Consider the following 21,872-nt stretch of genomic DNA (forward strand, 5'->3'; position numbering starts at 1 on the left):
GCACAGAGCATGATCAACCGACGCTACCTCGGCGCCCTCGTGCTGGGCGCCACCTTGAGCCCGGCCGCGCTGCGCGCGCAATCCGCCCCGGCGCGCCGTTCCCTGGACGAAGGCATCGCCCTGCCCGCACCGGGCCGCCGCCCCTGGGCCGCGCAGGTGCCGCAGCTCCGCATCGGATTGATGGGCGGCGAGAACGAGGCCGACCGGCTGGGCCGCTACGGCGCCTACCGCGAGTTGCTGGAGCAGACCTTCGGCGTCCCGGTGCGCCTCTTCCCAGCCAGCGACTATGCCGGCGTGCTCCAGGCCTTCTCCGCCCGGCAGATCGAATCCGCCTCGCTCGGTCCCTCCGGCTATGCGGGCGCCTGGCTGGACACGCAGGGCGGCGTCGAGCCGCTTCTCGTGGCGGAGGAGCGCGACGGCTCCATCTCCTACGTGTCGGTCATGGTGACGCGCGCCGATAGCGGCATCACCGACCTCGCGGGCATGCGCGGCCGCTCCCTCGCCTGGGCGGACGCCAATTCCACCTCCGGCTACCTCGTGCCTCGCTTCGCGCTGCGTCGCGCCGGCATCCCCGTGGAAAGCGGCCAGTATTTCTCCCGCACCGGCTTCGGCGGCGGACATGAGCAGGCGGTGGTCGCGGTGCTTCAGCGCCAGTACGACGCCGCCGTTACCTGGACCTCGGGCCAGGGCGACCTCAGCGAGGGCCACACGCGCGGCAACCTTCGCGCCATGGTGGAAAAGAACATGCTGAACATGCGCGACCTGCGCATCGTCTGGCAGTCCGATCCGATCATCAACGGCCCACTCACCGTGCGGCGCGACCTGCCGCAGGGCTTCAAGGACGACCTCGCCAGTTTCCACCTCGCCCTCCCCAAGACGCATCCGCAGATCTATGCGCAGATCGAACGTGGCTCGGGCACCGGCTATCGCACCGTCACGCACGAGCAGTTTGCCTTCCTCGTGGAGATGCGCCGCGAGGAGATGGTCGAGCGGCGGCGCCGGGCATGACGCATCCGATGACGGCCCGCCGCGCCCTCCTCCTCGACGCCCTCGCCGCACCTGCCGTGGCGCGGGCCGCGGAATGGCGCCCGCGCCGCTCCGCCGAGGGCGAGCATCGGCTGCCCGAGCCCGGCCGGCGCCCCTGGGCCGCGCAGGTGCCACAGATCCGCGTGGGTCTGACGGGTGGCGAGAACGAGGCCGATCGGCTCGCCCGCTTCGACGGGCTGCGCGCCCTGCTGGAGGAGCGCTTCGAGGTGCCGGTGCGGCTCTACCCCGCCAGCGACTATGCGGGGGTGCTGCAGGCCCTCGCCGCACGCCAGGTGGAGTTCGCCTCGCTTGGCTCCTCCGCCTATGCCGGGGCGTGGCTCGACACGAATGGCGCGGTGATGCCGCTCCTCACCTTCGAGCAGGTGGACGGATCCATCTCCTATGTCTCGGTGGCCGTCGTGCGCGCGGACAGCCCGGCCCGCGACCTGGACGATCTGCGCGGCCGCTCCCTCGCCTGGGCCGATCCCAACTCCACCTCCGGCTACCTCCTTCCGCGCTTCGAGCTGCGCCGCGCCGGCATCGGCGTGGAGCCGGGGCAGTTCTTCGGCCGCACCAGCTTCGGCGGCGGGCACGAACAGGCGGTGGTGGCGATGATGCAGGGCCAGTACGACGCCGCCGTCACCTGGGCCTCCGGCATGGGCGAGGCGGCGGAAGGATTCACCCGCGGCAACCTCCGCGCTATGGTGGACAAGGGCCTGCTGCGCCCCGGCACCTTCCGCGTGGTGTGGCAGAGCCGGCCGATCCAGAACGGCCCGCTCACCATCCGCGCCGACCTGTCCGCTTCCTTCCGCGAGGACATCACCGCCTTCTACCTCGCCCTCCCGCGCGAGCGGCCGGAGATCTTCCGCCAGATCGCGCGTGGCGAGGGGCTGGGCTTCCGCGAGGTGCGGCACGCGGATTACGAGGTCTTCGTGGAGATGCGCCGCGAGGAAGCTTCGGCACGGCGCCGCCGTTCCTGATGTCGGCCGCGCTGCGGGCCGCCGAGGCCGCATTCCATGAAAGGCGCCGCCGTCGCCAGGCTTCCGCCTTGCTGGGCGGGGCCGTGTTGCTCGCCTGCTTCCTCGCCGCCGCGCGCCTGGCGGAGTTCCATCCGGACACGCTGCTGGCCGGGCTGCCGCGCATCGGCGAATACTTCCTGCGCATTGCGCCCGAGCTGCGCTGGGATTCGCTGCTCAGCGCTTCCGAGATGGAAGGCTCTCTCGCCTTCTGGTTCTACCGGCTGGACCGCTGGTCTCTGCTGCTGCTGGAAACCGCGCAGATGGCGGCGCTCGCGACGCTGCTCGGCGCCGCCGCGGCGCTGCCGCTCTCCTTCGCCTCCGCGCGCAACCTCGGCGCGCCGCTGGCGCGCTTCCTCGCGCGGCGCTTCCTGGAAGCCGGGCGCACCGTACCGGAGATCGTCTTCGCGCTGATCCTGATCTGGGCCTTCGGCGTCGGCGCGCTGCCCGGCATCCTCGCCATCGCGCTGCATACGGCGGGAGCGCTGGGCCGCCTCTTCGCCGACGCCATCGAGAACGTGCCGATGCGCCCCTGGGAAGGCGTACGCGCCGCCGGCGGAACCTGGGCGGAGGCGTGCCGCTACGCCGTCCTGCCCGCCGCCGCGCCGGACCTGCTCAGCCACGCCATCCTCCGCTTTGAGGTGAACATCCGCTCCGCCAGCGTCATCGGCTTCGTCGGCGCCGGCGGCATCGGCGAGGAACTCTACCAAGTGATCTCCTTCAACCATTACGAGGAGGTGAGCGCGATCGTGCTGCTCATCATCCTCGCCGTCATCGCCTGCGACCTGCTGAGCGAGCGGTTGCGCCGCCGGGTGATCGGCGCATGAGCGCGGATCTCGTCGCTGCCTGGCGCGAACGCGTCCCCGGCGCCTTCCCGCGTCCGCGCCCGCTGCGCGTCCTTGCCTGGGCAGGCTTCGCGCTCTGGCTTGGCTTCGCCCTCTGGTGGTTCGAGGCGACGCCTCTGCGCCTGTGGAACGGGCTGAGCGGCTTCCTCGTTATCATCCGGCTGATGATCCCGCCCTCGCCCGGCGAGCTGTGGCTGGAGATCCTGAAGGGCATGGGCGAAAGCCTCGCCATGGCCTTTCTCGGCACACTGCTTGCCGCGATCCTCGCCGTGCCGCTCGGCCTGCTGGGCGCGCGCAACGTGGTGACGAATGCGCTGTTCCGCTTCTCGCTGCGCCGCGTGCTGGACGGGTTCCGCGGCGTGGACCAGCTGATCTGGGCACTGGCCTATGTGCGCGCCGTCGGGCTGGGGCCGCTGGCCGGGGTGCTGGCCATCACCACCGCCGACATCGCCGTGCTGGCCAAGCTCTATGCCGAGGCGATCGAGAACGCGGAGCGCCGGCAGACCGAGGGCATCGCCGCCGCCGGCGCTTCCTCCACGCTGGTGGTGCGCTTCGGCCTGCTGCCGCAGGTGCTGCCGGTGATGCTGGGCCACGCCCTCTACTTCCTGGAAAGCAACACGCGCTCCGCCACCATCCTCGGCGTGGTGGGGGCGGGCGGCATCGGCCTGCAGATCGCCGAGCGCATCCGCGTCCGACATTGGGACGAGGTGGCCTTCGTCATCCTTCTCATGGTGGTGACGGTCGCGGCGATGGACTGGCTTTCTGCCCGGCTGCGCCGGAGGCTGATCGGCGCTACATCCGCCGGGTGAACGAACCCCTCGCCCTCTACATCCACTGGCCCTTTTGCGCCGCCAAGTGCCCGTATTGCGACTTCAACTCGCATGTGCGCGAAGGCGGCCCGGACCACCCGCGCTTCCGCGCCGCCCTGCTGCGCGAGTTGGCGCACGAGGCGGCGCGGGTGGGGCGGCGTCCCCTCGCTTCCGTGTTCTTCGGCGGCGGCACACCCTCGCTGATGGAGCCGGAAACCGTGGCGGCGCTTCTGGAGGCGGCGCGCACGCATTTCGACGCCGCGCCCGACATGGAGGTGACACTGGAAGCCAACCCGACCAGCGTGGAAGCCGGCAAGCTGCACGGCTTCCGCGAGGCGGGGGTGAACCGCCTGTCGCTCGGCGTGCAGAGCCTGGACGAGGAAGCGCTGCGCTTCCTCGGCCGCCGCCATGATGCGAAGGAGGCAGTGGCGGCGCTGGAGGTGGCGCGCGCCCTGTTCCCGCGCCTGTCCTTTGACCTGATCTATGCCCGCCCCGGCCAGGACGAGGCGTCGTGGCGCGCCGAGTTGCGCAAGGCGCTGGCGCTCGCCGCCGACCACCTCTCACTCTACCAGCTGACGATCGAGCCCGGGACGCGTTTCCACACCGAGCATGCGCGCGGCGCCTTCCGCCTGCCGGAGGATGACGATGCCGCCCGCATGTACGAAGCGACGGCGGAGGAAGCTGCGCGCTTCGACCTACACGCCTACGAGATCAGCAACTACGCGAAGCCCGGCGCGGAAAGCCGCCACAACCTCGCCTATTGGCGCTATGGCGACTATCTCGGCATCGGCGCCGGGGCGCATCAGCGCCTGCTGCTGGATGGCGCCATGCTTGCCACGCGCCGCCACCGCGCGCCGGAGGAGTGGGCCGCGCGTGTCGAGCGCGACGGGCATGCGGCGGTGGAGGAAACCGCCCTTTCCCCGCAGGAACGCGGGCGCGAGGCGATGCTGATGGGGTTGCGCCTCGCCGAAGGAGTGGACCCCGCGCGGGTCGAGCGCCGCGCCGGAACTTCCTTCGCCGAGGTGGTGGACCCCGCCATGCTCTCGGCTCTCGCGGAGGAAGCCCTGCTGGAATGGGAGGGCGGGCGGCTGCGCGCAACGCCGGAAGGTCGTGCGAGGCTGGACTCCCTGCTGCCGCTGCTGCTACGGTGAGCCCATGTCCACCATGCGGACCACGCTGCGAATTACCCGCCCGGCCGGCTGAACCCGCGCCGCGACACGGCGCGTCCGCGCCGTCCGGGTCTTTCCCTTCGCAGCCCGCATCCCAGGACATTCCCCATGACCGAATCCGCTCCCGATACCGTCTCCGTGCTTTTCACCCTCCAAGCTGAAGCCGCGCCCGGCATGCTGCCGCGCCTGCTTCAGCCCTTCGCGAAGCGCGACCTCGTTCCCGACCAAGTGAAGTCGCGCCGCGCCGGCGAGGTGCTGCTGGTGGAACTCGGCATGGACGCCATGCCGGCGAATGAGCTTCACCTCGTGGAAGGCAACCTCTCCCAGGTGATCGGCGTGCGGCGCCTTGAGACGATGCGGCGCGCCCGGCTGCGTTCAGCAGCCTGATCCGAGCCGGCTGCGCTCGGCAGCCTCACGGGACAAAGCGCGTTTCCCCCTCTTCGGAGGAAGCGCGCCTTGACCGACCCCGCCGCCCAATTGCTGGAAGCGCATCGCCGCCTCTGCGCGGAGTTCGGCTGCCCGCTGTCCTATTTCCACGCGCTGGACCCGTTGGACGAGCTGGTCTCCTCCCTGCTGTCGCACCGCACCCGCAACGCCGACAGCGCCCGCGCCTTTCGCACGCTGCGAGAGCGCTTCCCCGATTGGGAGGCAGTGCGCGACGCCCCGGTGGAGGAGGTGGAGGACGCCATCGCCGCCTGCACCTGGCCCGAGGCCAAGGCCCCCGCCCTGCAGCGCACCTTGCACGCGGTGACGGAGCGGCGCGGCGTGCTGGATCTTTCGCACCTCGCTTCCATGACGGCGGAGGAAGCGCGCGAATGGCTGCAATCCCTGCCCGGCGTCGGGCCCAAGACCAGCGCGGCCGTGCTGTCCTTCTCGACGATGCGGGGACGTGCCCTGCCGGTGGACAGCCACCATCACCGTGTCGCGCAGCGCCTGGGGGTCATCCCGCCGCGCATGGCCGTCGGCCCGTCGCACCGCGTGATGGAGGCGATGCTGCCCGCGGAATGGGGCGCGCAGGAAGTGTATGACCACCATCAGGTGCTGATGCGCCATGGCCAGAAGACGTGCCATTTCCACGCCCCGGCCTGCGGGCGCTGCGTACTGCTGGATATCTGCCCCACTGGCCAGTCGCGCCGCGCCAGCCCGTTCACAGCCGAGGCGGAACCGGATTACCCTCCGCCCCCATGAGCGTCTCCGGCCTGCCCCCCTATGACCCGCAGAACATCTTCGCGCGCATCCTGCGCGGCGAGATCCCGTGCAAGCGCGTCCACGAGGACGAGTTCGCCCTCGCCTTCCACGACATCAACCCGCTGACGCCGACCCATGTGCTGGTGATTCCCAAGGGCGAATACGTTTCCGCCGCGGATTTTCACGCCAACGCCGGCGACGCGGCCATCGCCGGGTTCTGGCGCGCCGTGGGGAAGGTGGCGAAGGATCTGGGGCTGGAAGGGAGCGGCTATCGCATCCTGTCCAACATGGGGCCGGATGGCGGGCAGGAAGTGCCGCATTTCCACGTCCACATCTTTGGCGGCAGGCGGCTGGGCCGCATGATGCCGCGCGAATGAGCGAGGAGGCGCGGGCCGCGCTCTCGGCCGCCGGACAATTGCCGGATGCCGAGCTCGACCTCGCCGAAGTCGCGCTGCAATTCGCGCGCGTGGACGCGCCCGATGCCGACTGGCGCGCGGCGCGCGACCTCCTGTCCCGCATCGCCCGGCGCGCGGTGGAGGAAGCCTCCGCCGACCCGCGCGCCGATGCGGGCGACACCACGCGCCGCGCCGCCATCCTGTCCCGGCTGCTGCATGGCGAGTTCGGCTTCGGCGGCGATGCCGAGACCTATGACGACCTGCGCAACGCCAATCTCCTCGCCGTGCTGGAGCGGCGGCGCGGCCTGCCGGTGGCGCTCGGCATCCTCTGGCTGCACGCGGCGGAGGCGGCGGGCTGGGCAGCGCATGGGGTGGATTTCCCCGGGCATTTCCTGCTGGCGCTGGGACATCCGCGCGGCCAGGTGATCCTGGACGTATTCGGCGGCGGTGCGGTGCTCGCCGCGCCGGAGCTGCGCGCCCTGATCAAGCGCATCGAGGGGCCGAAGGCCGAGCTGCGCCCCGGCCTGCTGGTGCCGATGAGCAAGCGGGGGGTGCTGCTGCGCCTGCAGAACAACATCAAGCTGCGCCGCCTGCGCGCCGGCGACGTGGATGGCGCGCTGCGCTGCACGGAGGACATGCTGCGCCTCGCCCCCGACCATGCGGGGCTGTGGCGCGAGGCGGGGCTGATGCAGCACCGGCTGGAACGCATCGGCGCCGCGCTGCAAAGCCTGGAGCGCGCCCTGGAACTGGAACCACGCGGTGAGGCAGCGCACCGCACCCGCGCCCTGATCGACGAGTTGCGGAACCGGCTGAACTGAGGCCGGTTCCGCTTCGGCTCAGCCCTCCCGCTGCGCCCGGGTGAAGGCGTCGAAGCGCTGCGGCAGATTGGTAATCTCCGCCCTGCCCGATCAGTCCCGCTGCCAGCGCACGAAGGCCAGACAGCCCAGCAACAGCGCCGCGACAAAGGTCAGCAGCGCCGCCCCCGCGCCGCCCATCCAGGCCGCAGCACCGGAGATCCATTGCAGCACCGCCGCGCCGCCGAAGAAGAACATGTTCATGGCCGACAGCGCCCGCCCCGCCTCCTCCTGCCGTACCGAGCCGCGCAGCAAGGAGAAGCACAGAACCTGGAAGGAGATGGCGAGGCCGAATCCCACCAGCAGCGCCGCGTCCAGCCACACCGGGCCGCGCAGGAACAGCCCCAGCACCAGCAGCGCCGCCACTCCATGGCCCAGCACGATCAACCGCCGGACATGCCCGAAATGCGACACCACCCAGCCCGCCAGGGCCGGCCCGGCCACCAGCGCCAGGGTGCAGCCCAGCAGCAGGTGTCCCGCCTCCAGCCGCTCCAGGCCGCGCACTTCCATCAGCCATGGCCCGCCCCACAACCCGCGCACGCCCAGCACCGCGCCGAAGGACACGAAGGCGATCGCCATCAGCCCGCGCAGCCGGGGCGAGGCGGCGATGCGCAGCACCTCCCGCGCATCGCCCAGGATGGAGCGCGCGGCGGTGGTGGCCGGCGCCCATGCGGGGACGGTCGCGGCCACGGTGCCGACCGCCACTAGTGCGAGGCCGAGGCAGGCCCAGTAGCCGGCGCGCCAGCCTTCCACCTCGATCAGCCAGGCCAAGGGACTCGCCGTCAGCACCATGCCGCTATTGCCGATGGTCTGGATGATGCCCGACCACAGACCGAAGCGCGGCGCGTCCAGCGAGCGGGCGGCAAAGGTCATCGGGCACATCAGCATGCCCGAGCACCCCACGCCGAGCACCACCTGCGCCAGCAGCATGGCAGGCGCGGAGGGGGCCAAAGCCGCCAGCCCCGCCCCCAGCGCCGCGATGCCGAGCAGGGTCAGCGCCACGGGCCGCACGCCGTAGCGGTCCAGCGCCACGCCGACCGGGATCATCGCCACGGCGAAGGCGGCGGGAAACGCTCCCGTGATGGCGGCAAGCTCCTGCGCGGAGACGCCGAGGTCGCGCGACAGCACATCCGCCGCCACGGCGGGCAGGGTGCGGATGGCGTTGGAGAAGACGTGGCCGAGAGTCAGCGCCAGCAGCGGCAGGACAAACACGCTCAGTTCCGGAAGATCTTGCCCGGATTGAGGATGCCCTTCGGGTCCAGCGCCTGCTTGACGCTCCGCATCACCGCCAGCGCCTCAAGCCCGTGCTCCGCCTCCAGGAATTCGCGCTTGCCGATGCCGACCCCGTGCTCACCGGAGCAGGTGCCGCCCAGCGCCAGGGCGCGGTGGACGATCTTGCGGTCCAGCTCCCAGGCGCGGTCCAGCGCGGTGGGGTCTTCCTGGTCCACCAGAATCACGGTGTGAAAATTGCCGTCCCCCACATGGCCGACGATGGGTGCCGTGAGGCCGCTCGCCTCGATGTCCTCCTTCGCGCCCAAGAGCGCCTCGGCGAGGCGGGAGATGGGCACGCAGACATCGGTGGCGATGCCGCGATGGTTGGGCTTCAGCGCCACGCAGGCCCAGTAGGCATCGTGCCGCGCCTTCCACAGGCGGTTGCGCGCTTCTGCCTCCCGCGCCCAGGCGAAGTTGCTGCCGGAATGGTCAGCGGCGATGGCCTGTACCGTCTCCGCCTGCTCCGCCACGCCGGCCTCGGAACCGTGGAACTCCAGGAACAGCGTCGGAGCGGGCGCCAGCCCCTCCAGCTTGGAGAAGCGGATGCAGGCATCCATCTGCACCTCGTCCAGCAGCTCGATCCGCGCCACGGGCACGCCCACCTGCAAGGTGGCGATGACGGTGTTGACCGCATCGGCCAGGGTGGGGAACTGGCAGATCGCCGCGCTCATCGCCTCCGGGATGCCGTGCAGCCGCAGCCGGATCCTGGTGATGACGCCGAGCGTCCCTTCCGAGCCGATGACCAGCCGCGTGAGGTCGTAGCCATTCGCCGCCTTGCGCGCGCGGGAGCCGGTCCAGATCACGCGCCCATCCGCCAGCACCACTTCCAACTGGAGGACGTTCTCGCGGATCGTGCCGTAGCGCACGGCATTGGTGCCGCTGGCGCGCGTGGCGCACATGCCGCCGATGGTGCAGTGGCTGCCGGGGTCCACCGGAAAGAACAGCCCCTGGTCGCGCAGATGGTCGTTCAGCTGCTGCCGCGTGACGCCCGGGCCGATCAGGCAGTCCATGTCCTCCGCGCTCACCTCCTCGATCGCGTCCATGCGCGACAGGTCGAGCGAGATGCCGCCACGCACCGGGTTCACGTGGCCTTCCAGCGAGGTTCCGGCGCCGAAGGGCGTCACCGCGACGCCGTGCTGGTGACAGAGCGCGAGGATGCGGCTCACCTCCTCGGTGCTTTCCGCGAAGATGACCGCGTCGGGCATGGTGGGGGCGGTGGTATCCTCGCCGCGCGCGTGCTGCTGGCGGATCGCGTCGTTCACGCTGAGCCGCTCGCCGAGGAGGGGGCGCAGCGCGGCAATGACGGCTTCCGCCGGGGACTGGGAAATCTGGGTCATGGCGTCCTTCCGGGGCCGCATCATGCCCCCGAAAGCGCCGCGTGGCGACGGGCCGGGTTGCCCTTGCCGCCCGGTCGTACGCCAGCTTACGGTATCCCCAACCATAACCAGGGAGGACCCGGCGTGCCCATGGCGCGGCGGGATGCGGGGCCCTGCCCGCTCGGAAACGCCAGGAGACGCCCGGACCATGCTGAAGCGCCGCCAACTCGCCGCCCTCGCCACGCTGCCCCTCGCCGCGCCGGCCTTCGCCCAGGGCGGGTATCCCGACCGGCCGATCCGCGTGATCGTTCCCTTCCCGGCGGGCGGCGCGACCGACATCTGGGCCCGCCTCGTGACCGAGCCCATGGCCGCCGATCTCGGCCAGCCCATCGTGATCGACAATCGCGGCGGCGCCGGCGCCATGATCGGCACGGAGGCGGTGGCCCGCGCCGCGCCGGATGGCTACACGCTGCTATTCACCATCTCCTCCTCCTTCCAGAGCCCGGTGGTGCTGCGCCGCGACCCCTACCGCCTCTCGGACTTCGCGCCGATCGGCAAGATGGGCACCACCTCGCTGGTCTTCTGCGTCGCCGCCAACCAGCCGCCGCGCACAATGGAGGAGTTCATCAACTACACGCGCGGCAAGTCGCTGAACTATGGCACCTACTCGCCTGGCTCCACCGGTCACGCCATGGCGCAGCTTCTCTCCGACACGCACCGTCTCGACATGTCGCCCGTGCACTACCGGGGCGAGGCACCGCTGCTGGCCGACGTGCTGGGCGGGCGCGTCCCCTGCGCCTTCCATTCCATGACCGGCGCGGGCGAGCATATCCGTTCCGGGCGCGTGCGCCCCCTCGCCGTGCTGGGGCGGGAGCGCATCCCGTCGCTGCCGCAGGTGCCCACCCTGCTCGAACTCGGGATGATCGAGGATTTCGCGCAGACCGGCTTCCTCGGCATGCTCGGCCCGGCGCGGCTGCCGCAGCCCATCCATGCCCGCCTCGCCGAAAGCTACCGCAAGGCGATGGCGCGGCCCGAGGTGGTGTCGCGGCTGCGCGAGATGGACACGATCCCGCAATGGCTCGGCCCGGAGGAGTTCCGCGCCGACATGGAGCAATACCTGCGCTGGTGGACCGCGCTGGTGGACCGGATGGGGCTGCGGGCGGACGGGTAGGGCACGGTGACGGAGGAGGCAGGGGCGGGGTTCCGCATCGGCTTCCTGGTGCATGACGTGTCGCGGCTGCGCCAGGCGCTGTTCGACGGCGGGATGCGCCCGCACGGGCTGACCCGCGCGCAATGGTGGATGCTGGTGCAGCTCTCGCGCTCGGCGGACGGGACGATGGCACAATCCGACCTCGCGCGGCTGCTCGGCGTCGGCAAGGTGTCGGTGGGGGCCACGATCGCGCGGCTGGAGGCGGCGGGCTTCGTGCGCCGCGAGGGCGATGCGTCGGACCGCCGCGTCCGGCGCCTTGCGCTGACTGGGGCGGGGCGGCGCCTCCAGGCCAAGATGATCGGGCTGCGCGAGGGGCTGAACGACGCCATGACCGCGGGCCTCACGCCGGAGGAGTTGGCCCAAGCCGGGCGGGTGCTGGCGCGCATGAAGGCCAATCTCAGCGCCGCGCGGCAGGCCAGGCGGGTTCCCCCAATGGAAGAACCGCTCTAGCCTTCCCCCAGCCCATCCGGAGGAGGAAGCGCGTGGCGAACAAGGTCAAGGAAGCCTGGAAGAGCGGCAAGGCGGTGGTGAACGGGTGGCTCGCCATCCCCAACGCCTTCAGCGCCGAGATGTATGCCCAGTGCGGCTGGGACAGCGTGACGGTGGACATGCAGCACGGCGTCCAGGACTACCTGTCCTGCGTGGCCTGCTTCCAGGGCATGCAGCCGCATGGCGTGCTGCCCATGGTGCGCGTGCCGTGGAACGAGCCGGGCATCGTCGGCAAGGTGCTGGATGCTGGCGCCTATGGCGTGATCTGCCCGATGGTGAACACCGAGGCCGAGGCCCGCGCCCTGGTGCAGTACGCGAAGTACCCGCCCAAGGGCACGCGCTCCAACGGCCCGATCCGCGCCGGCTCCTACGGCTCGGGCGGCACCTACCAGAAGACCGCGAATGACGAGGTGCTGGTGATCCCGATGATCGAGACGCAGACCGCGCTCGACAATCTGGAAGCCATCCTCGACGTGGAAGGCATCGACGCGATCTACGTGGGTCCCTCCGACCTCGGCCTGTCCCTCGGCATGGAGCCGAAGCTGGACCGCGAGGAGCCGGAGATCATGAAGATCTACGAGCGCCTGCTGAAGGAGACGGATAAGCGCGGCATCGCGGCGGGCCTGCACAACGGCACCCCCGAATACGCGAACAAGATGATCAAGATGGGCTTCAAGCTCGTCACCATCCTGAACGACGTGGGGCTGATGGTGAACGCCGCGAAGTCTGCGGTGAAGATCGCGCGCGGCTGACGCGCCGAGGGGGGCCTGCCCGGCCCCCCTCCTTGCCTCACAGATCCTTGAGCACCGCGTAGAGGTCGTTCTTCGCCTCGAAGCCGATGCCCGGCACGTCCGGCATGCGGATGCGGCTATTCTCCACCGGGGTGGAATCCGCGAAGCCGCCGAAGGGCGCGAAGACCTCCGGGTAGCTCTCGTTGCCACCCAGCCCCAGCCCCACCGCGATGTTCAGCGCGAATTGATGCCCGCCATGCGGCACGCAGCGGCGCGGGCTCCAGCCATGGGCGCGCAGCATGTCCAGCGTGCGCAGGTATTCGACGAGGCCGTAGGAAAGGGCCGGGTCGAATTGCAGCACGTCGCGATCCGGGCGCAGCCCGCCATGGCGGATCAGGTTGCGCGCATCCTGCATGGAGAACAGGTTCTCGCCCGTGGCGATGGGCGGCAGGTAGTGCTCGGCCAGCGTCGCGTGGGTGGCGTAGTCCAGCGGGTCCAGTGGCTCCTCGTACCAGCGCAGCCCGAAGCCCTCGATGCTGGCGGCATAGGAGAGCGCGGCATGGAGGCCGAAGCGCCCGTTCACGTCCACGCAGAGCCGGTGCCCCTGCCCGTCCAGCAGCTTCAGCACCGCCTCGATGCGGTTCAGATCCAGCAGCAGCGCCTCGCGCAGAGGCATGCCGGGGCTGCCGCCGATCTTCATCTTCACCACGGAATAGCCGAGACCGAGATAGCGCTTCATCTCCTCGACCAGCGCGTCCACGTCCTTGCCGGGGTGGTAGTAGCCGCCGGCGGCGTAGATCCATGCCTTCTCGTCGAACTGGCCCTTGTTGTAGCGCTGCGCCAGGAGCTTCCACAGCGGTACACCGGCCAGCTTCGCCGTCGCATCCCACAGCGCCATGTCCAGCACGCCCACCGCCACGCTGCGCTCGCCATGGCCGCCCGGCTTCTCGTTCTTCATCATGGCGGTCCAGGCCGGGACCGGGTCGAAGCCGCCATCGGCGTGGGCGGGCAGCTCGCCCGCCTCTTCCAGCCGGGGGATGAAGCGCTCCGTCAGGAGGCCGTGCTGCGCGTAGCGTCCGTTGCTGTTGAAGCCGTAGCCGGTGGCGGAGCGCCCGTCGCCGCTTTCCACCGTGATGGCGACGACGCTCGCCGTCATCTTGGAGAAGTCGATATAGGCATTGGCGATGGCGCTGCTGATGGGCACCACGCCCTGCCGGATGCTGGTGATCTTCACGGAACCCTCATGTCTGGCTGGGCGGGTTCTGCGCCTCGCCGGCACAGGCGGCAAGGGCGGCGCCCTTCCGGAAGATCAGCCGGTCCCAGGTTACTTCGGCGCGCAGCAGTCCATCCTTCGCCTCGGCGCGATGCAGGCAGGGATGCAGGCAGGCAAGCCCTGCTGCTTCCGCCAGCGCGACGGTTTCCTCCGCCGTCACCTGGAACATGTGGCGGCCAGGCGGGATGGGTCCGTGACGCAGCGTACGCGCGAGCACCCCGCCATGGCGCAGCAGCGCGGTCACGCGCGGCATGCCGCGTGCGCGTTCCGCGGCGTCGAGATGCATCCAGACCGCCGTGGCCAGGATGGTGTCAAAGGATGCATCCGGAGGCAGGCTGGCGAGATCCGGCAGGGAATCGTCCAGCCAGGCGATGCCCGGGTCGGGATGCAGCGCCATGGCGCGGCGCCTCAGTTCCGCCGTCGGCTCCACCGCCGTGACCTGGTGGCCCAGCGCGGCAAGGCCCGCCGCGTCCCGGCCGGTGCCCGCGCCGATGTCGAGCACCGAGGCCGGCGCCCGCGGCAGATAGGGAAGAAGATGCGCCTTCGCGCGGGCGAAGGGAACGCTCTCGTACAGCCGGGAGAGGGTATCCGCCTCCTCCGCGTAGCCTGCGCTCCCCGGGACGCTCAAATGGCCTTCTCGTTGCGGAGCGCGGCGATCTCCTCGGCGGAAAGGCCGAACTCGCGCAGAACCTCCTCCGTGTGCTGGCCGCGCTCGGGCGTCGGGTTGCGGGCGCATTCGACGCCCTGGATCTGCATGGGCGCGCGCACCAACTGGATCTCGCCGAGTTGCGGGTGCTGCACCGGCATCGCCATGCCCAGGTGCCTCACCTGCTCGTCGGCGAAGACCTGGTCCATGGAATAGACCGGGCCGCAGGGCACGCCGGCCTCGTTGAACGCGCGCACCCATTCGTCGGTGCTGCGCATCTCCATGCGCTTCTGGATGATGGCGTTGGTCTTGGCGCGGTTCTGTGAGCGCAGCTTGTCGGTGGCGAGGTCAGGGTCCTTCGCCTCCTCCTCGATGCCCAGCACGGCGACGATGCGCTTCCACATCTCGCCGCCGCCGCCGGCGATGTTCACCACGCCGTCCTTCGTCTGGAACAGCCCGGTGGGGATGGTGGTCGGGTGGTCGTTGCCCGCCTGCTTCGGCACCTCGCCCTTCATGGTCCAGCGCGTGGCCTGGAAATCCATCATGGCGATCATCGCCTCCAGCAGGGAGACGTGCACCCAGCGTCCCTTGCCGGTGCTCTCCCGCTCCAGCAGCGCCACCATGATGCCGAGGGCGCAGTAGAGCCCGGCCGTGAGGTCGGCCACCGGGATGCCGGCGCGCACCGGCCCCTGGCCGGGCAGGCCGGTCACGCTCATCAGCCCGCCCATGCCCTGGGCGATCTGGTCGAAGCCCGGACGCTTGGCATAGGGCCCGTCCTGCCCGAAGCCGGAGATGGAGCCGAGCACGATGCGCGGATTGATGGCGGCGAGCGTGTCGTAATCCACCCCCAGCCGGTGCTTCACGTCGGGGCGGTAATTCTCCACCACCACGTCGGCCTTCTCGACGAGGCGGTGGAAGAGCCTGCGCCCCGCCTCGCTCTTCAGGTTGATGGTGATGCCGCGCTTGTTGCGGTGGACGTGCTGGAAATCCGGCCCGTGGCGCTCGCCGCCCAGCCCCTTGCCCGTGTCCACCTCGTCCGTCGCCTCGACCTTGATGACGTTGGCGCCCCAATCGGCCAGCTGCCGCACGCAGGTCGGCCCGGAGCGGACGCGGGTGAGGTCGAGCACGGTGAAGCGGCTGAGGGGCATCATGGGTGGGACGTCTCCTGGGTTGGCGCCCGCATCTTCCACCGCGCGCCGAAGGCTGCAACCCTGCCGGGGAAAGGGGAACCGCATGTCCGAGGAACTTCTGGTCGAGCGCCGCGAGGGCATCGTCCATGTCACGCTCAACCGCCCCCAGGCGCGCAATGCCCTCACCTTCGGCATGTATGAGGGCTTGGCGAAGCTGGCCGCCGAGGCGAGCGCCGATGATTCCGTGCGGGCGGTGATCCTGACCGGCGCGGGCGAGAAGGCCTTCGCCGCCGGCACCGACATCTCCGAGTTCCGGAACTTCCGCACGGCCGAGGACGCGATCGGCTACGAGGCGAAGATCGACCGCATCCTGACGGCGCTGGAGGATTGCACGAAGCCCACCATCGCTGCCATTTCCGGGGCCTGCACCGGGGGTGGCGCCGCCATCGCCGCGGTGTGCGACCTGCGCATCGGCGCGGCCAATGCGCGCTTCGGCTTCCCCATCGCGCGGACGCTGGGCAACACGCTGTCCATGGTGAACCACGCGCGCATGGCGGCGCTGATTGGCCCGGCGCGCGTCACCGACCTCATCTTCACCGCGCGCCTCATGGAGGCGGAGGAGATGAAGCAGGCCGGGCTGCTCTCCGAGATCCTGCCTGACCACGCCGCGCTGCAGGCCCGTGCCTGGGAGCTGGCGCAGACCGTGGCGGGCCACGCGCCGCTGACGCTGCGCGCCACCAAGCAGGCGCTGCGCCGCCTGCGCGACGCCAGCCGCGCCATCCATGGCGACGACCTCGTAGCCATGTGCTTCACCTCGCGCGACTTCGCCGAGGGAGTGGAAAGCTTCCTGGCGCGGCGCCCCGCCAAGTGGGAGGGGCGCTGATCCCGGCTTCCGCCGGAGGGCGGGCGGGGTAGCTTCTGGTCATTCCGGCTCCGGAGCCTTGCATGACCGCCCCCGACCCTTCCGACGACTTGGCCCGGCTGCGCGCCCTGCGCCGGGCCCGTCCCGCCCACCGGCCGCATCCGGCCCTGGGCTGGGGCGACCGCGTGGCCGACCGCGTGACCGGGCTCGTGGGGTCCTGGCGCTTCATCATCGTGCAGAGCGTGATGCTGGTGCTTTGGATGGTCGCCAACATCCTGGCCTGGAACCACGCCTGGGACCCCTACCCGTTCATCCTGCTCAACCTCGTCCTGTCCTTCCAGGCCGCCTACACGGCGCCCATCATCATGATGAGCCAGAATCGGCAGGCCGAGATCGACCGCGCGCACGCGCATCACGATTACGAGATCAACGTGAAGGCGGAGCTGGAGATCGAGGCGCTGCACGCCAAGGTGGACGCGCTGCGGGAGGTGGAGATGCTGCGCCTCATCAGGCTGGTGGAAACGCTGCTGGAGGAGCGGCGCGGCCAGGCCTGATCAGCGTCCCAGCGCGGCCCAGCCCAGCAGCACCAGCAGGGCCAGCCCCGCCATGGCCCAGGGCCAGAGCGGCGAGCGCGGCGGCTCCGCGGCCTCGGCCGGGCGGCCCACCACCGGGCGGCCACCGCGATGCGCGATCACCTGGTCCATCACCGGCCCTGGCACCATCTTCGCCGCCAGCCCGAGCAGCAGCGGCACCACCACGAGGTCGTCCAGCCAGCCGGCAAAGGGCACCACGTCGGGCAGGAAATCGATGGGCCAGATGGCGTAGGCGGCGGCCAGCACCGCCACCGCCTTGGCGCGCAGCGGCGTGCGCGGGTCGCGCAGCGCCGTCCAGAGCACCGACAGCAGCCCGGGCAGGCGCCGCAGGCGAAGGAGGAGGCCGATCACCCTTCCAGCTCCTCGCGCAGCATCTCCAGGCGCAGCCATTCCCCCTCGGCCGCTTCCAGCGCCGCCTCGCGTTCTGCGAGGCCCTTGGTGCGCGTCTCGAAACCTTTGGGGTCGCGGGCATAGAGCCCCGGATCGGACAGCCATTCGCGCAAGACGGCGATCTCCTTGCCCAGCCGCTCCATCGTGGCTGGCAAAGTCTCCAACGCGTGACGATCCTTGAAGCTGAGCTTGCCGCGCGAAGGGGCAGGGGCGGGCGGCGCGGCGGGCTTCGGCGCGGCCGGGGCGGCGCGCGGCGCCTTGGCCGCCTCCACCCCCGCGCCGCGCTGCGCCAGCAGGTCGGAATAGCCACCCGCATACTCCACCCAGCGCCCCTCGCCCTCGGCAAAGATCACCGAGGTGCAGACGCGGTCCAGGAAGTCGCGGTCATGGCTCACCACCAGCACCGTACCGCCGTAATCGGCCAGCATCTCCTCCAGCAGGTCCAGCGTTTCCAGGTCCAGGTCGTTGGTCGGCTCGTCCAGCACCAGCAGGTTGGAGGGTGCGGCGAGGGCACGCGCCAGCAGCAGCCGCCCGCGCTCCCCGCCCGAGAGCTTTCCGACCGGGGTGCGCGCCTGCTCCGGTCCGAACAGGAAGTCGCCCATGTAGCCGATGACATGGCGCGGCTGGTTATTCACCCAGACCTGGTCGCCGCGCCCCTCGGTCAGCGTGTCCGCCAGTGTGGCGTTCGGGTCGAGGGCGGCGCGCATCTGGTCCAGCGTCGCCATCTGGAGATTCGTGCCCAGCCGCACCGTGCCGGAATCGGGCGGCAGCGCGCCGGTCAGCATCCGCAGCAGCGTCGTCTTGCCGGCGCCGTTGCGCCCCACCAGCCCGACGCGGTCGCCCTTGAGGATGCGCGTGGAGAAGTCGCGCACCACCGGCGCGCCGCCGAAGGATTTCGCGATGCCTTCCGCCGCGACGACCAGCGCGCCGGAGGGCGTGGCCTCCGCCGCCTCCAGCTTCACGTTCCCCTGCGGCTTCACGCGGTCCCGCCGCGCCTGCCGCAGCGCCTGGAGTTCGCCGACGCGGCGCATGTTGCGCTTGCGGCGGGCGGAGACGCCGTGGCGCAGCCAATGCTCCTCCCGTGCGATCTGCCGGCCGAGCTTGTGGGCGGCCTGCTCCTCCTCCGCCAGCACCGTCTCGCGCCACTCCTCGAAGGCGGCGAAGCCCCGATCCAGGCGCCGCGTCGTGCCGCGGTCCAGCCACAGCGTCGCGCGCGACAGCCGGCCCAGGAAGCGCCGGTCATGCGAAATCAGCACCAGCGCGCCGCGCATCGAAGCCAGCTCCTCCTCCAGCCATTCGATGGCCGGCAGGTCGAGGTGGTTGGTCGGCTCGTCCAGCAGGAGGATGTCCGGCTCCGGCGCCAGGGCGCGGGCGAGCGCAGCCCGGCGTGCTTCGCCACCGGAGAGGCGCGATGGGTCCTCCTCGCCCGAAAGGCCGAGCGATTCCAGCAGGTGACGGGCGCGATACGGGTCGTCGGCCGGGCCGAGGCCGGCCAGGGCATAGTCCAGCACTGTCGCGTGGCCGGACAGGTCCGGCTCCTGCGGGAGGTAGCGCATCGTCGTGCCGGGCTGGACGAAGCGCGTGCCGCTTTCCGCTTCCAGTTCTCCCGCTGCGATGCGCAGCAGGGTGGACTTGCCGCTTCCGTTGCGCCCCACCAGCGCTAGGCGCTCGCCCGGCGCGACGGAAAGCGCGGCGCCGTCCAGCAGCGGCTTGCCGCCCAGGGTGAAGCGGATGGCATCAAGGATGAGGACAGGGGGCGCGGCCATGGGGGCGCGATTGGGGCGCGGGGACACGCGCGTCAAGGCTTGCGCCCGGCGCCGCCCCGGCCTTCCATCGCAGGGAAAGCGGAGGGGCAAGACAGCATGTTCGACTTCAACGGCAAGCGCGTCGTGGTGTGCGGCGGTTCCAAGGGCATCGGCCGCTCGGTCGCGCTGGGCTTCGCCCAGGCGGGCGCCGCCGTCTCCATCTGCGCCCGCGGCGCCGAGGCGCTGGAGCGCACCCGTGCCGAACTTGGCACCAAGGGCCACGCCGCTTCCTGCGACCTGTCGGACGGTGTGGCGGTGCGCCGCTACATCGCCGAGGCGGAGAAGGCGCTGGGCGGCATCGACGTGCTGGTGAACAACGCCTCCGGCTTCGGCGCCTCGGACACGGAGGAAGGCTGGGCGGCCTCGCTCAACGTGGACGTACTGGCGACCTTTCGCGCCACCCGCGCGGCGCTGCCGGCGCTGAAGGCGTCGCGCGGCTCGATCGTCAACCTCTCCTCCATCTCCGGCTATGGCCCCTCCCTGCGGACACCGGCCTATGCGGCGGTGAAGGCGCTGCTGATCAACTACACCCAGTCCCAAGCGGCGATGTTCGCCTCGGACGGCATCCGGGTGAACGGCGTCGCCCCCGGCTCCATCGAGTTCCCCGGCGGCTCCTGGGAGAAGCGCAAGTCGGAGGACCCGACGCTCTACAACCGCATCCTGAACTCCATTCCCTTCGGCCGCCTCGGCACGCCGGAGGAGGTGGCGAATGTGGTGCTGTTCCTGTCCTCGCCGCTGGCTTCCTGGGTCACGGGGCATACGGTGGTGGTGGATGGGGGGCAGCTTCTGGGCTGATCGTGAAGCGGTGCAGCCGCGCCGCCCGGTCGGCGAGCGGTGCGGGCAGCAGCAGCAGGAGACGCAGCAGCAGCCCCAGTGCGGCGGGCACGGCAACGCGCCCGCGCCCGCGCTCCACGGCCCGCCAGATGCGGCGGGCCATCGCCTCGGCGCTGATCTCGCCGGGATGCGGCCCGGCATAGCGCGCACTCATCGCGCTGCCGAAGAAGCCCGGCGCGGCCACCGTCACCCCCACGCCATCGGGTGCCAGCTTCGCCCGCAGCGCCTCGCCCCAGGTCCAGAGCCCCGCCTTGCTGGCGCAATAGGCCGGGCTGTCCGGCAGGCCCAGGAACCCCGCGACGGAGCCCACCAGCACCACCCGCCCCGACCGCCGCGCGATGAGGCGAGGCAGCAGCGGCGCCACCGTGTTCATCGCCCCCAGCAGGTTCACGGCGACCGTCCGCGCGGCCAGCTCCGGCGCCTCCAGCCCACCCTCCGGTGGCGTTCCGGAGGACACGCCCGCCGCCGCGATGACATGGGTGAAGGGCTGCCCCGAATCCCAGGCGAGGAGGCGTCCCGCCATCGCCGCCGCGTCGCGCACATCCAGCAGCGCGGTGTCCAGCTCGGCGCCGCGCGCCCTGCATTCCGCCGCCACCGCCTCCAGCGCCGCCGCGTCCCGCGCGACGAGGCGCAGCATCACCCCCGGCGCGGCGAGGTGCCGCGCCAGCGCCGCGCCCAAGCCGCGCGAGGCGCCGGTGATCAGGACGCACCTTGCCGCCATCTCCCACTTTCTCCGCGAATTGTTGATCGGGCTCAGCCCGTATAGGTTGAGGAAGAGGGCCGTCGAAGCCCGCCTATCCCGGGAAGGTTGATGATGGTGCTGCGCCGGTTCTTGTTTCTACCCCTCTTGCTGATCGTGTCCGCCTGTTCGTCGCTCCCCAGCTTCTCCGACGTGTCGGCGGCGTTCCAACCCGATCCGGGCCGCACCATGTCCGCCGCGCCGCTGCCCCTGCCCGCGGCCTCCGCCACTGCGGCCGCCAATGACCCGGTCGCCGTCTTCGCCGCCTCCGCTGCGCCCGGCCAATCCGGCGTGGCCGGGGGGCAGCCGGTGCGCCTCGCCCGGGTCTTCCATGCGGCGAGCGGGCGGCAATGCCGCGAGGTGATCCTGGGCGCCGGCTTCAACGAACGGGCGCAGGTCGCCTGTCAGGACCCGGATGGCGCCTTCCGCAGCGCCCGGCCCCTTCTGCAGGGCGCGTCGCGCTGACCCACGCCATGCGCCCGGGCCCCATCCTCCCCGAGCCCAGCCTGTCCCGCGCCCTGCGCGTCCAGTTCAACGTGCTGGGCGCACTGATCATGCGGGAGATGCACGCGCGCTTCGGGCGGGAGAATCTCGGCTATGTCTGGCTCTTCGTGGAGCCGATGATCCTGGCCGGCTGCGTTGCCACGCTGCATCACATCGCGGGACACGGGCTGCCGGGCGGGCTCGCGCCCTTTCCCTTCTACGTGCTGTCCTACACGCCCTACTACCTGCTGCGCTCCATCGTGACGCGCGCCTCCACGGCGCTCGAAGCGAATGCCGCACTCTTCTTCCACGCGCGGGTGCGGCTGCATGACGTGCTGATGGCGCGCACCGTCCTGGAATGCGCCGCCGTGCTGGTGGCGCTGACGATTTTCCTCACGGGCGTCGGCATCCTCACCGACAACTGGCCGCGCGAACCTCTGGGCATCGCGATGGGCCTCGTCCTGATGGCGCTGCTGATGCACGGCGTCGCGCTGCTCGTCGCCTCGCTGGGGGTGCTGGGGGCCCACAACGTGGACCGCATCGTGCACCCCGCCACCTACCTGTCCCTGCCGGCCTCGGGCGCCTTCTTCATGGTCTGGTGGTTCCCGGCCGAGATGCAGGAGATGATCCTCTGGATCCCCACGGTCCACGTCTACGAATTCGTGCGCCATTCCTTCTACGGCGACGTCGTGCCCTTCCATTACGACATCAGCTACCTCGGCGCCTGGATCCTCGTCACCAACACGCTCGGCCTCGTCGCCCTGCGCGCGGCGCGGCCGCATCTCGAGACGTGAGCG

Annotated in this window: 25 protein-coding genes; 17 read left to right on the forward strand and 8 right to left on the reverse strand. The window is 70.9% G+C overall.

The window, feature by feature from the left end; genetic code table 11:
• The first annotated feature begins 9 nt into the window (after window positions 1-9).
• From phnD (JTJ31_RS12595) to JTJ31_RS12635, 9 genes are all read left to right on the forward strand, one after another.
• Entirely contained in the window at window positions 10-1,008 is a 999-nt protein-coding gene (gene phnD, locus JTJ31_RS12595) for a phosphate/phosphite/phosphonate ABC transporter substrate-binding protein (protein ID WP_207539016.1), read from the forward strand.
• Complete coding sequence (gene phnD, locus JTJ31_RS12600; RefSeq protein ID WP_236020140.1) at window positions 1,005-2,006, forward strand: phosphate/phosphite/phosphonate ABC transporter substrate-binding protein; 1,002 nt, start codon at window positions 1,005-1,007, stop codon at window positions 2,004-2,006. Before phnD (JTJ31_RS12595) ends, phnD (JTJ31_RS12600) begins: the two co-directional genes overlap by 4 nt.
• A complete protein-coding gene (gene phnE / locus JTJ31_RS12605; RefSeq protein ID WP_207539017.1) occupies window positions 2,006-2,869 on the forward strand; it encodes a phosphonate ABC transporter, permease protein PhnE in 864 nt (287 codons plus the stop codon). Before phnD (JTJ31_RS12600) ends, phnE (JTJ31_RS12605) begins: the two co-directional genes overlap by 1 nt.
• Entirely contained in the window at window positions 2,866-3,696 is an 831-nt protein-coding gene (gene phnE / locus JTJ31_RS12610; RefSeq protein ID WP_207539018.1) for a phosphonate ABC transporter, permease protein PhnE, read from the forward strand. Before phnE (JTJ31_RS12605) ends, phnE (JTJ31_RS12610) begins: the two co-directional genes overlap by 4 nt.
• Window positions 3,693-4,847: a radical SAM family heme chaperone HemW gene (hemW, locus tag JTJ31_RS12615; RefSeq protein ID WP_207539019.1), complete on the forward strand. Its 1,155-nt coding sequence runs from the start codon at window positions 3,693-3,695 to the stop codon at window positions 4,845-4,847. Before phnE (JTJ31_RS12610) ends, hemW begins: the two co-directional genes overlap by 4 nt.
• Before the next feature lie 126 nt (window positions 4,848-4,973).
• On the forward strand, window positions 4,974-5,252 hold the full coding sequence (locus tag JTJ31_RS12620) for a hypothetical protein (protein ID WP_207539020.1): 279 nt from the start codon (window positions 4,974-4,976) through the stop codon (window positions 5,250-5,252).
• A 69-nt stretch (window positions 5,253-5,321) separates the two neighbouring features.
• The gene (locus JTJ31_RS12625; RefSeq protein WP_207539021.1) at window positions 5,322-6,053 is read left to right on the forward strand and encodes an endonuclease III domain-containing protein; all 732 of its coding nucleotides are present in this window, start codon (window positions 5,322-5,324) and stop codon (window positions 6,051-6,053) included.
• A complete protein-coding gene (locus JTJ31_RS12630) occupies window positions 6,050-6,430 on the forward strand; it encodes a histidine triad nucleotide-binding protein (protein ID WP_207539022.1) in 381 nt (126 codons plus the stop codon). Before JTJ31_RS12625 ends, JTJ31_RS12630 begins: the two co-directional genes overlap by 4 nt.
• A complete protein-coding gene (locus JTJ31_RS12635; RefSeq protein ID WP_207539023.1) occupies window positions 6,427-7,266 on the forward strand; it encodes a SirB1 family protein in 840 nt (279 codons plus the stop codon). Before JTJ31_RS12630 ends, JTJ31_RS12635 begins: the two co-directional genes overlap by 4 nt.
• Before the next feature lie 90 nt (window positions 7,267-7,356).
• On the opposite strand, the gene JTJ31_RS12640 is transcribed toward JTJ31_RS12635, so the two are convergent.
• Both JTJ31_RS12640 and JTJ31_RS12645 read right to left on the reverse strand, forming a co-directional pair.
• The gene (locus JTJ31_RS12640; protein WP_328805729.1) at window positions 7,357-8,514 is read right to left on the reverse strand and encodes an MFS transporter; all 1,158 of its coding nucleotides are present in this window, start codon (window positions 8,512-8,514) and stop codon (window positions 7,357-7,359) included.
• Between the two features lie 2 nt (window positions 8,515-8,516).
• Window positions 8,517-9,911, reverse strand: coding sequence for an FAD-binding oxidoreductase (locus JTJ31_RS12645; protein ID WP_207539024.1), 1,395 nt, complete (start codon window positions 9,909-9,911; stop codon window positions 8,517-8,519).
• Between the two features lie 187 nt (window positions 9,912-10,098).
• On the opposite strand from JTJ31_RS12645, the gene JTJ31_RS12650 reads away from it, so the two are divergent.
• Genes JTJ31_RS12650 through JTJ31_RS12660 form a run of 3 tightly spaced genes read left to right on the forward strand, consistent with a single transcriptional unit; the run spans window position 10,099 to window position 12,341 of the window.
• Window positions 10,099-11,061 (forward strand): tripartite tricarboxylate transporter substrate binding protein, encoded by a 963-nt coding sequence (locus JTJ31_RS12650; RefSeq protein WP_207539025.1) that lies wholly within the window; start codon window positions 10,099-10,101, stop codon window positions 11,059-11,061.
• Between the two features lie 6 nt (window positions 11,062-11,067).
• Window positions 11,068-11,550 carry a MarR family winged helix-turn-helix transcriptional regulator gene (locus tag JTJ31_RS12655; RefSeq protein ID WP_207539026.1) on the forward strand — a complete coding sequence of 161 codons (483 nt, stop codon included), beginning with the start codon at window positions 11,068-11,070 and terminating at the stop codon, window positions 11,548-11,550.
• A gap of 32 nt (window positions 11,551-11,582) precedes the next feature.
• On the forward strand, window positions 11,583-12,341 hold the full coding sequence (locus JTJ31_RS12660; RefSeq protein ID WP_207539027.1) for an HpcH/HpaI aldolase family protein: 759 nt from the start codon (window positions 11,583-11,585) through the stop codon (window positions 12,339-12,341).
• A 37-nt stretch (window positions 12,342-12,378) separates the two neighbouring features.
• Here the strand turns inward: JTJ31_RS12660 and JTJ31_RS12665 are convergent, their stop codons facing one another.
• Genes JTJ31_RS12665 through JTJ31_RS12675 form a run of 3 tightly spaced genes read right to left on the reverse strand, consistent with a single transcriptional unit; the run spans window position 12,379 to window position 15,390 of the window.
• Window positions 12,379-13,554 carry an enolase C-terminal domain-like protein gene (locus JTJ31_RS12665; RefSeq protein WP_207539028.1) on the reverse strand — a complete coding sequence of 392 codons (1,176 nt, stop codon included), beginning with the start codon at window positions 13,552-13,554 and terminating at the stop codon, window positions 12,379-12,381.
• A gap of 7 nt (window positions 13,555-13,561) precedes the next feature.
• Window positions 13,562-14,221, reverse strand: a complete 660-nt coding sequence (locus JTJ31_RS12670; protein ID WP_207539029.1) for a class I SAM-dependent methyltransferase — start codon at window positions 14,219-14,221, stop codon at window positions 13,562-13,564.
• Complete coding sequence (locus JTJ31_RS12675; protein WP_207539030.1) at window positions 14,218-15,390, reverse strand: CaiB/BaiF CoA transferase family protein; 1,173 nt, start codon at window positions 15,388-15,390, stop codon at window positions 14,218-14,220. The genes JTJ31_RS12670 and JTJ31_RS12675 overlap by 4 nt, the downstream gene beginning before the upstream one ends.
• 82 nt (window positions 15,391-15,472) lie before the next feature.
• Here JTJ31_RS12675 and JTJ31_RS12680 point away from each other — a divergent pair, with 82 nt between their 5' ends.
• Window positions 15,473-16,252, forward strand: a complete 780-nt coding sequence (locus JTJ31_RS12680; protein WP_207539031.1) for an enoyl-CoA hydratase/isomerase family protein — start codon at window positions 15,473-15,475, stop codon at window positions 16,250-16,252.
• A 62-nt stretch (window positions 16,253-16,314) separates the two neighbouring features.
• Window positions 16,315-16,785, forward strand: coding sequence for a DUF1003 domain-containing protein (locus tag JTJ31_RS12685; RefSeq protein ID WP_207539032.1), 471 nt, complete (start codon window positions 16,315-16,317; stop codon window positions 16,783-16,785).
• Here the strand turns inward: JTJ31_RS12685 and JTJ31_RS12690 are convergent, their stop codons facing one another.
• Both JTJ31_RS12690 and JTJ31_RS12695 read right to left on the reverse strand, forming a co-directional pair.
• On the reverse strand, window positions 16,786-17,175 hold the full coding sequence (locus tag JTJ31_RS12690) for a DUF1232 domain-containing protein (protein ID WP_207539033.1): 390 nt from the start codon (window positions 17,173-17,175) through the stop codon (window positions 16,786-16,788).
• Window positions 17,172-18,980 carry an ABC-F family ATP-binding cassette domain-containing protein gene (locus JTJ31_RS12695; protein WP_207539225.1) on the reverse strand — a complete coding sequence of 603 codons (1,809 nt, stop codon included), beginning with the start codon at window positions 18,978-18,980 and terminating at the stop codon, window positions 17,172-17,174. The genes JTJ31_RS12690 and JTJ31_RS12695 overlap by 4 nt, the downstream gene beginning before the upstream one ends.
• A gap of 96 nt (window positions 18,981-19,076) precedes the next feature.
• Between JTJ31_RS12695 and JTJ31_RS12700 the strand changes: the two genes are divergently transcribed.
• Window positions 19,077-19,814 (forward strand): SDR family NAD(P)-dependent oxidoreductase, encoded by a 738-nt coding sequence (locus JTJ31_RS12700; protein ID WP_207539034.1) that lies wholly within the window; start codon window positions 19,077-19,079, stop codon window positions 19,812-19,814.
• Here JTJ31_RS12700 and JTJ31_RS12705 read toward each other — a convergent pair.
• On the reverse strand, window positions 19,768-20,574 hold the full coding sequence (locus JTJ31_RS12705) for an SDR family NAD(P)-dependent oxidoreductase (protein ID WP_207539035.1): 807 nt from the start codon (window positions 20,572-20,574) through the stop codon (window positions 19,768-19,770). The two genes, JTJ31_RS12700 and JTJ31_RS12705, sit on opposite strands and share 47 nt — an antisense overlap.
• A 90-nt stretch (window positions 20,575-20,664) precedes the next feature.
• On the opposite strand from JTJ31_RS12705, the gene JTJ31_RS12710 reads away from it, so the two are divergent.
• Window positions 20,665-21,057 (forward strand): DVU3141 family protein, encoded by a 393-nt coding sequence (locus tag JTJ31_RS12710; RefSeq protein WP_207539036.1) that lies wholly within the window; start codon window positions 20,665-20,667, stop codon window positions 21,055-21,057.
• An 8-nt stretch (window positions 21,058-21,065) separates the two neighbouring features.
• A complete protein-coding gene (locus JTJ31_RS12715) occupies window positions 21,066-21,869 on the forward strand; it encodes an ABC transporter permease (RefSeq protein ID WP_207539037.1) in 804 nt (267 codons plus the stop codon).
• The last annotated feature ends 3 nt before the right edge of the window (window positions 21,870-21,872 follow it).

Origin of the sequence: Sabulicella rubraurantiaca (assembly GCF_017355885.1) — a bacterium.
Classification (GTDB): domain Bacteria; phylum Pseudomonadota; class Alphaproteobacteria; order Acetobacterales; family Acetobacteraceae; genus Roseococcus; species Roseococcus rubraurantiacus.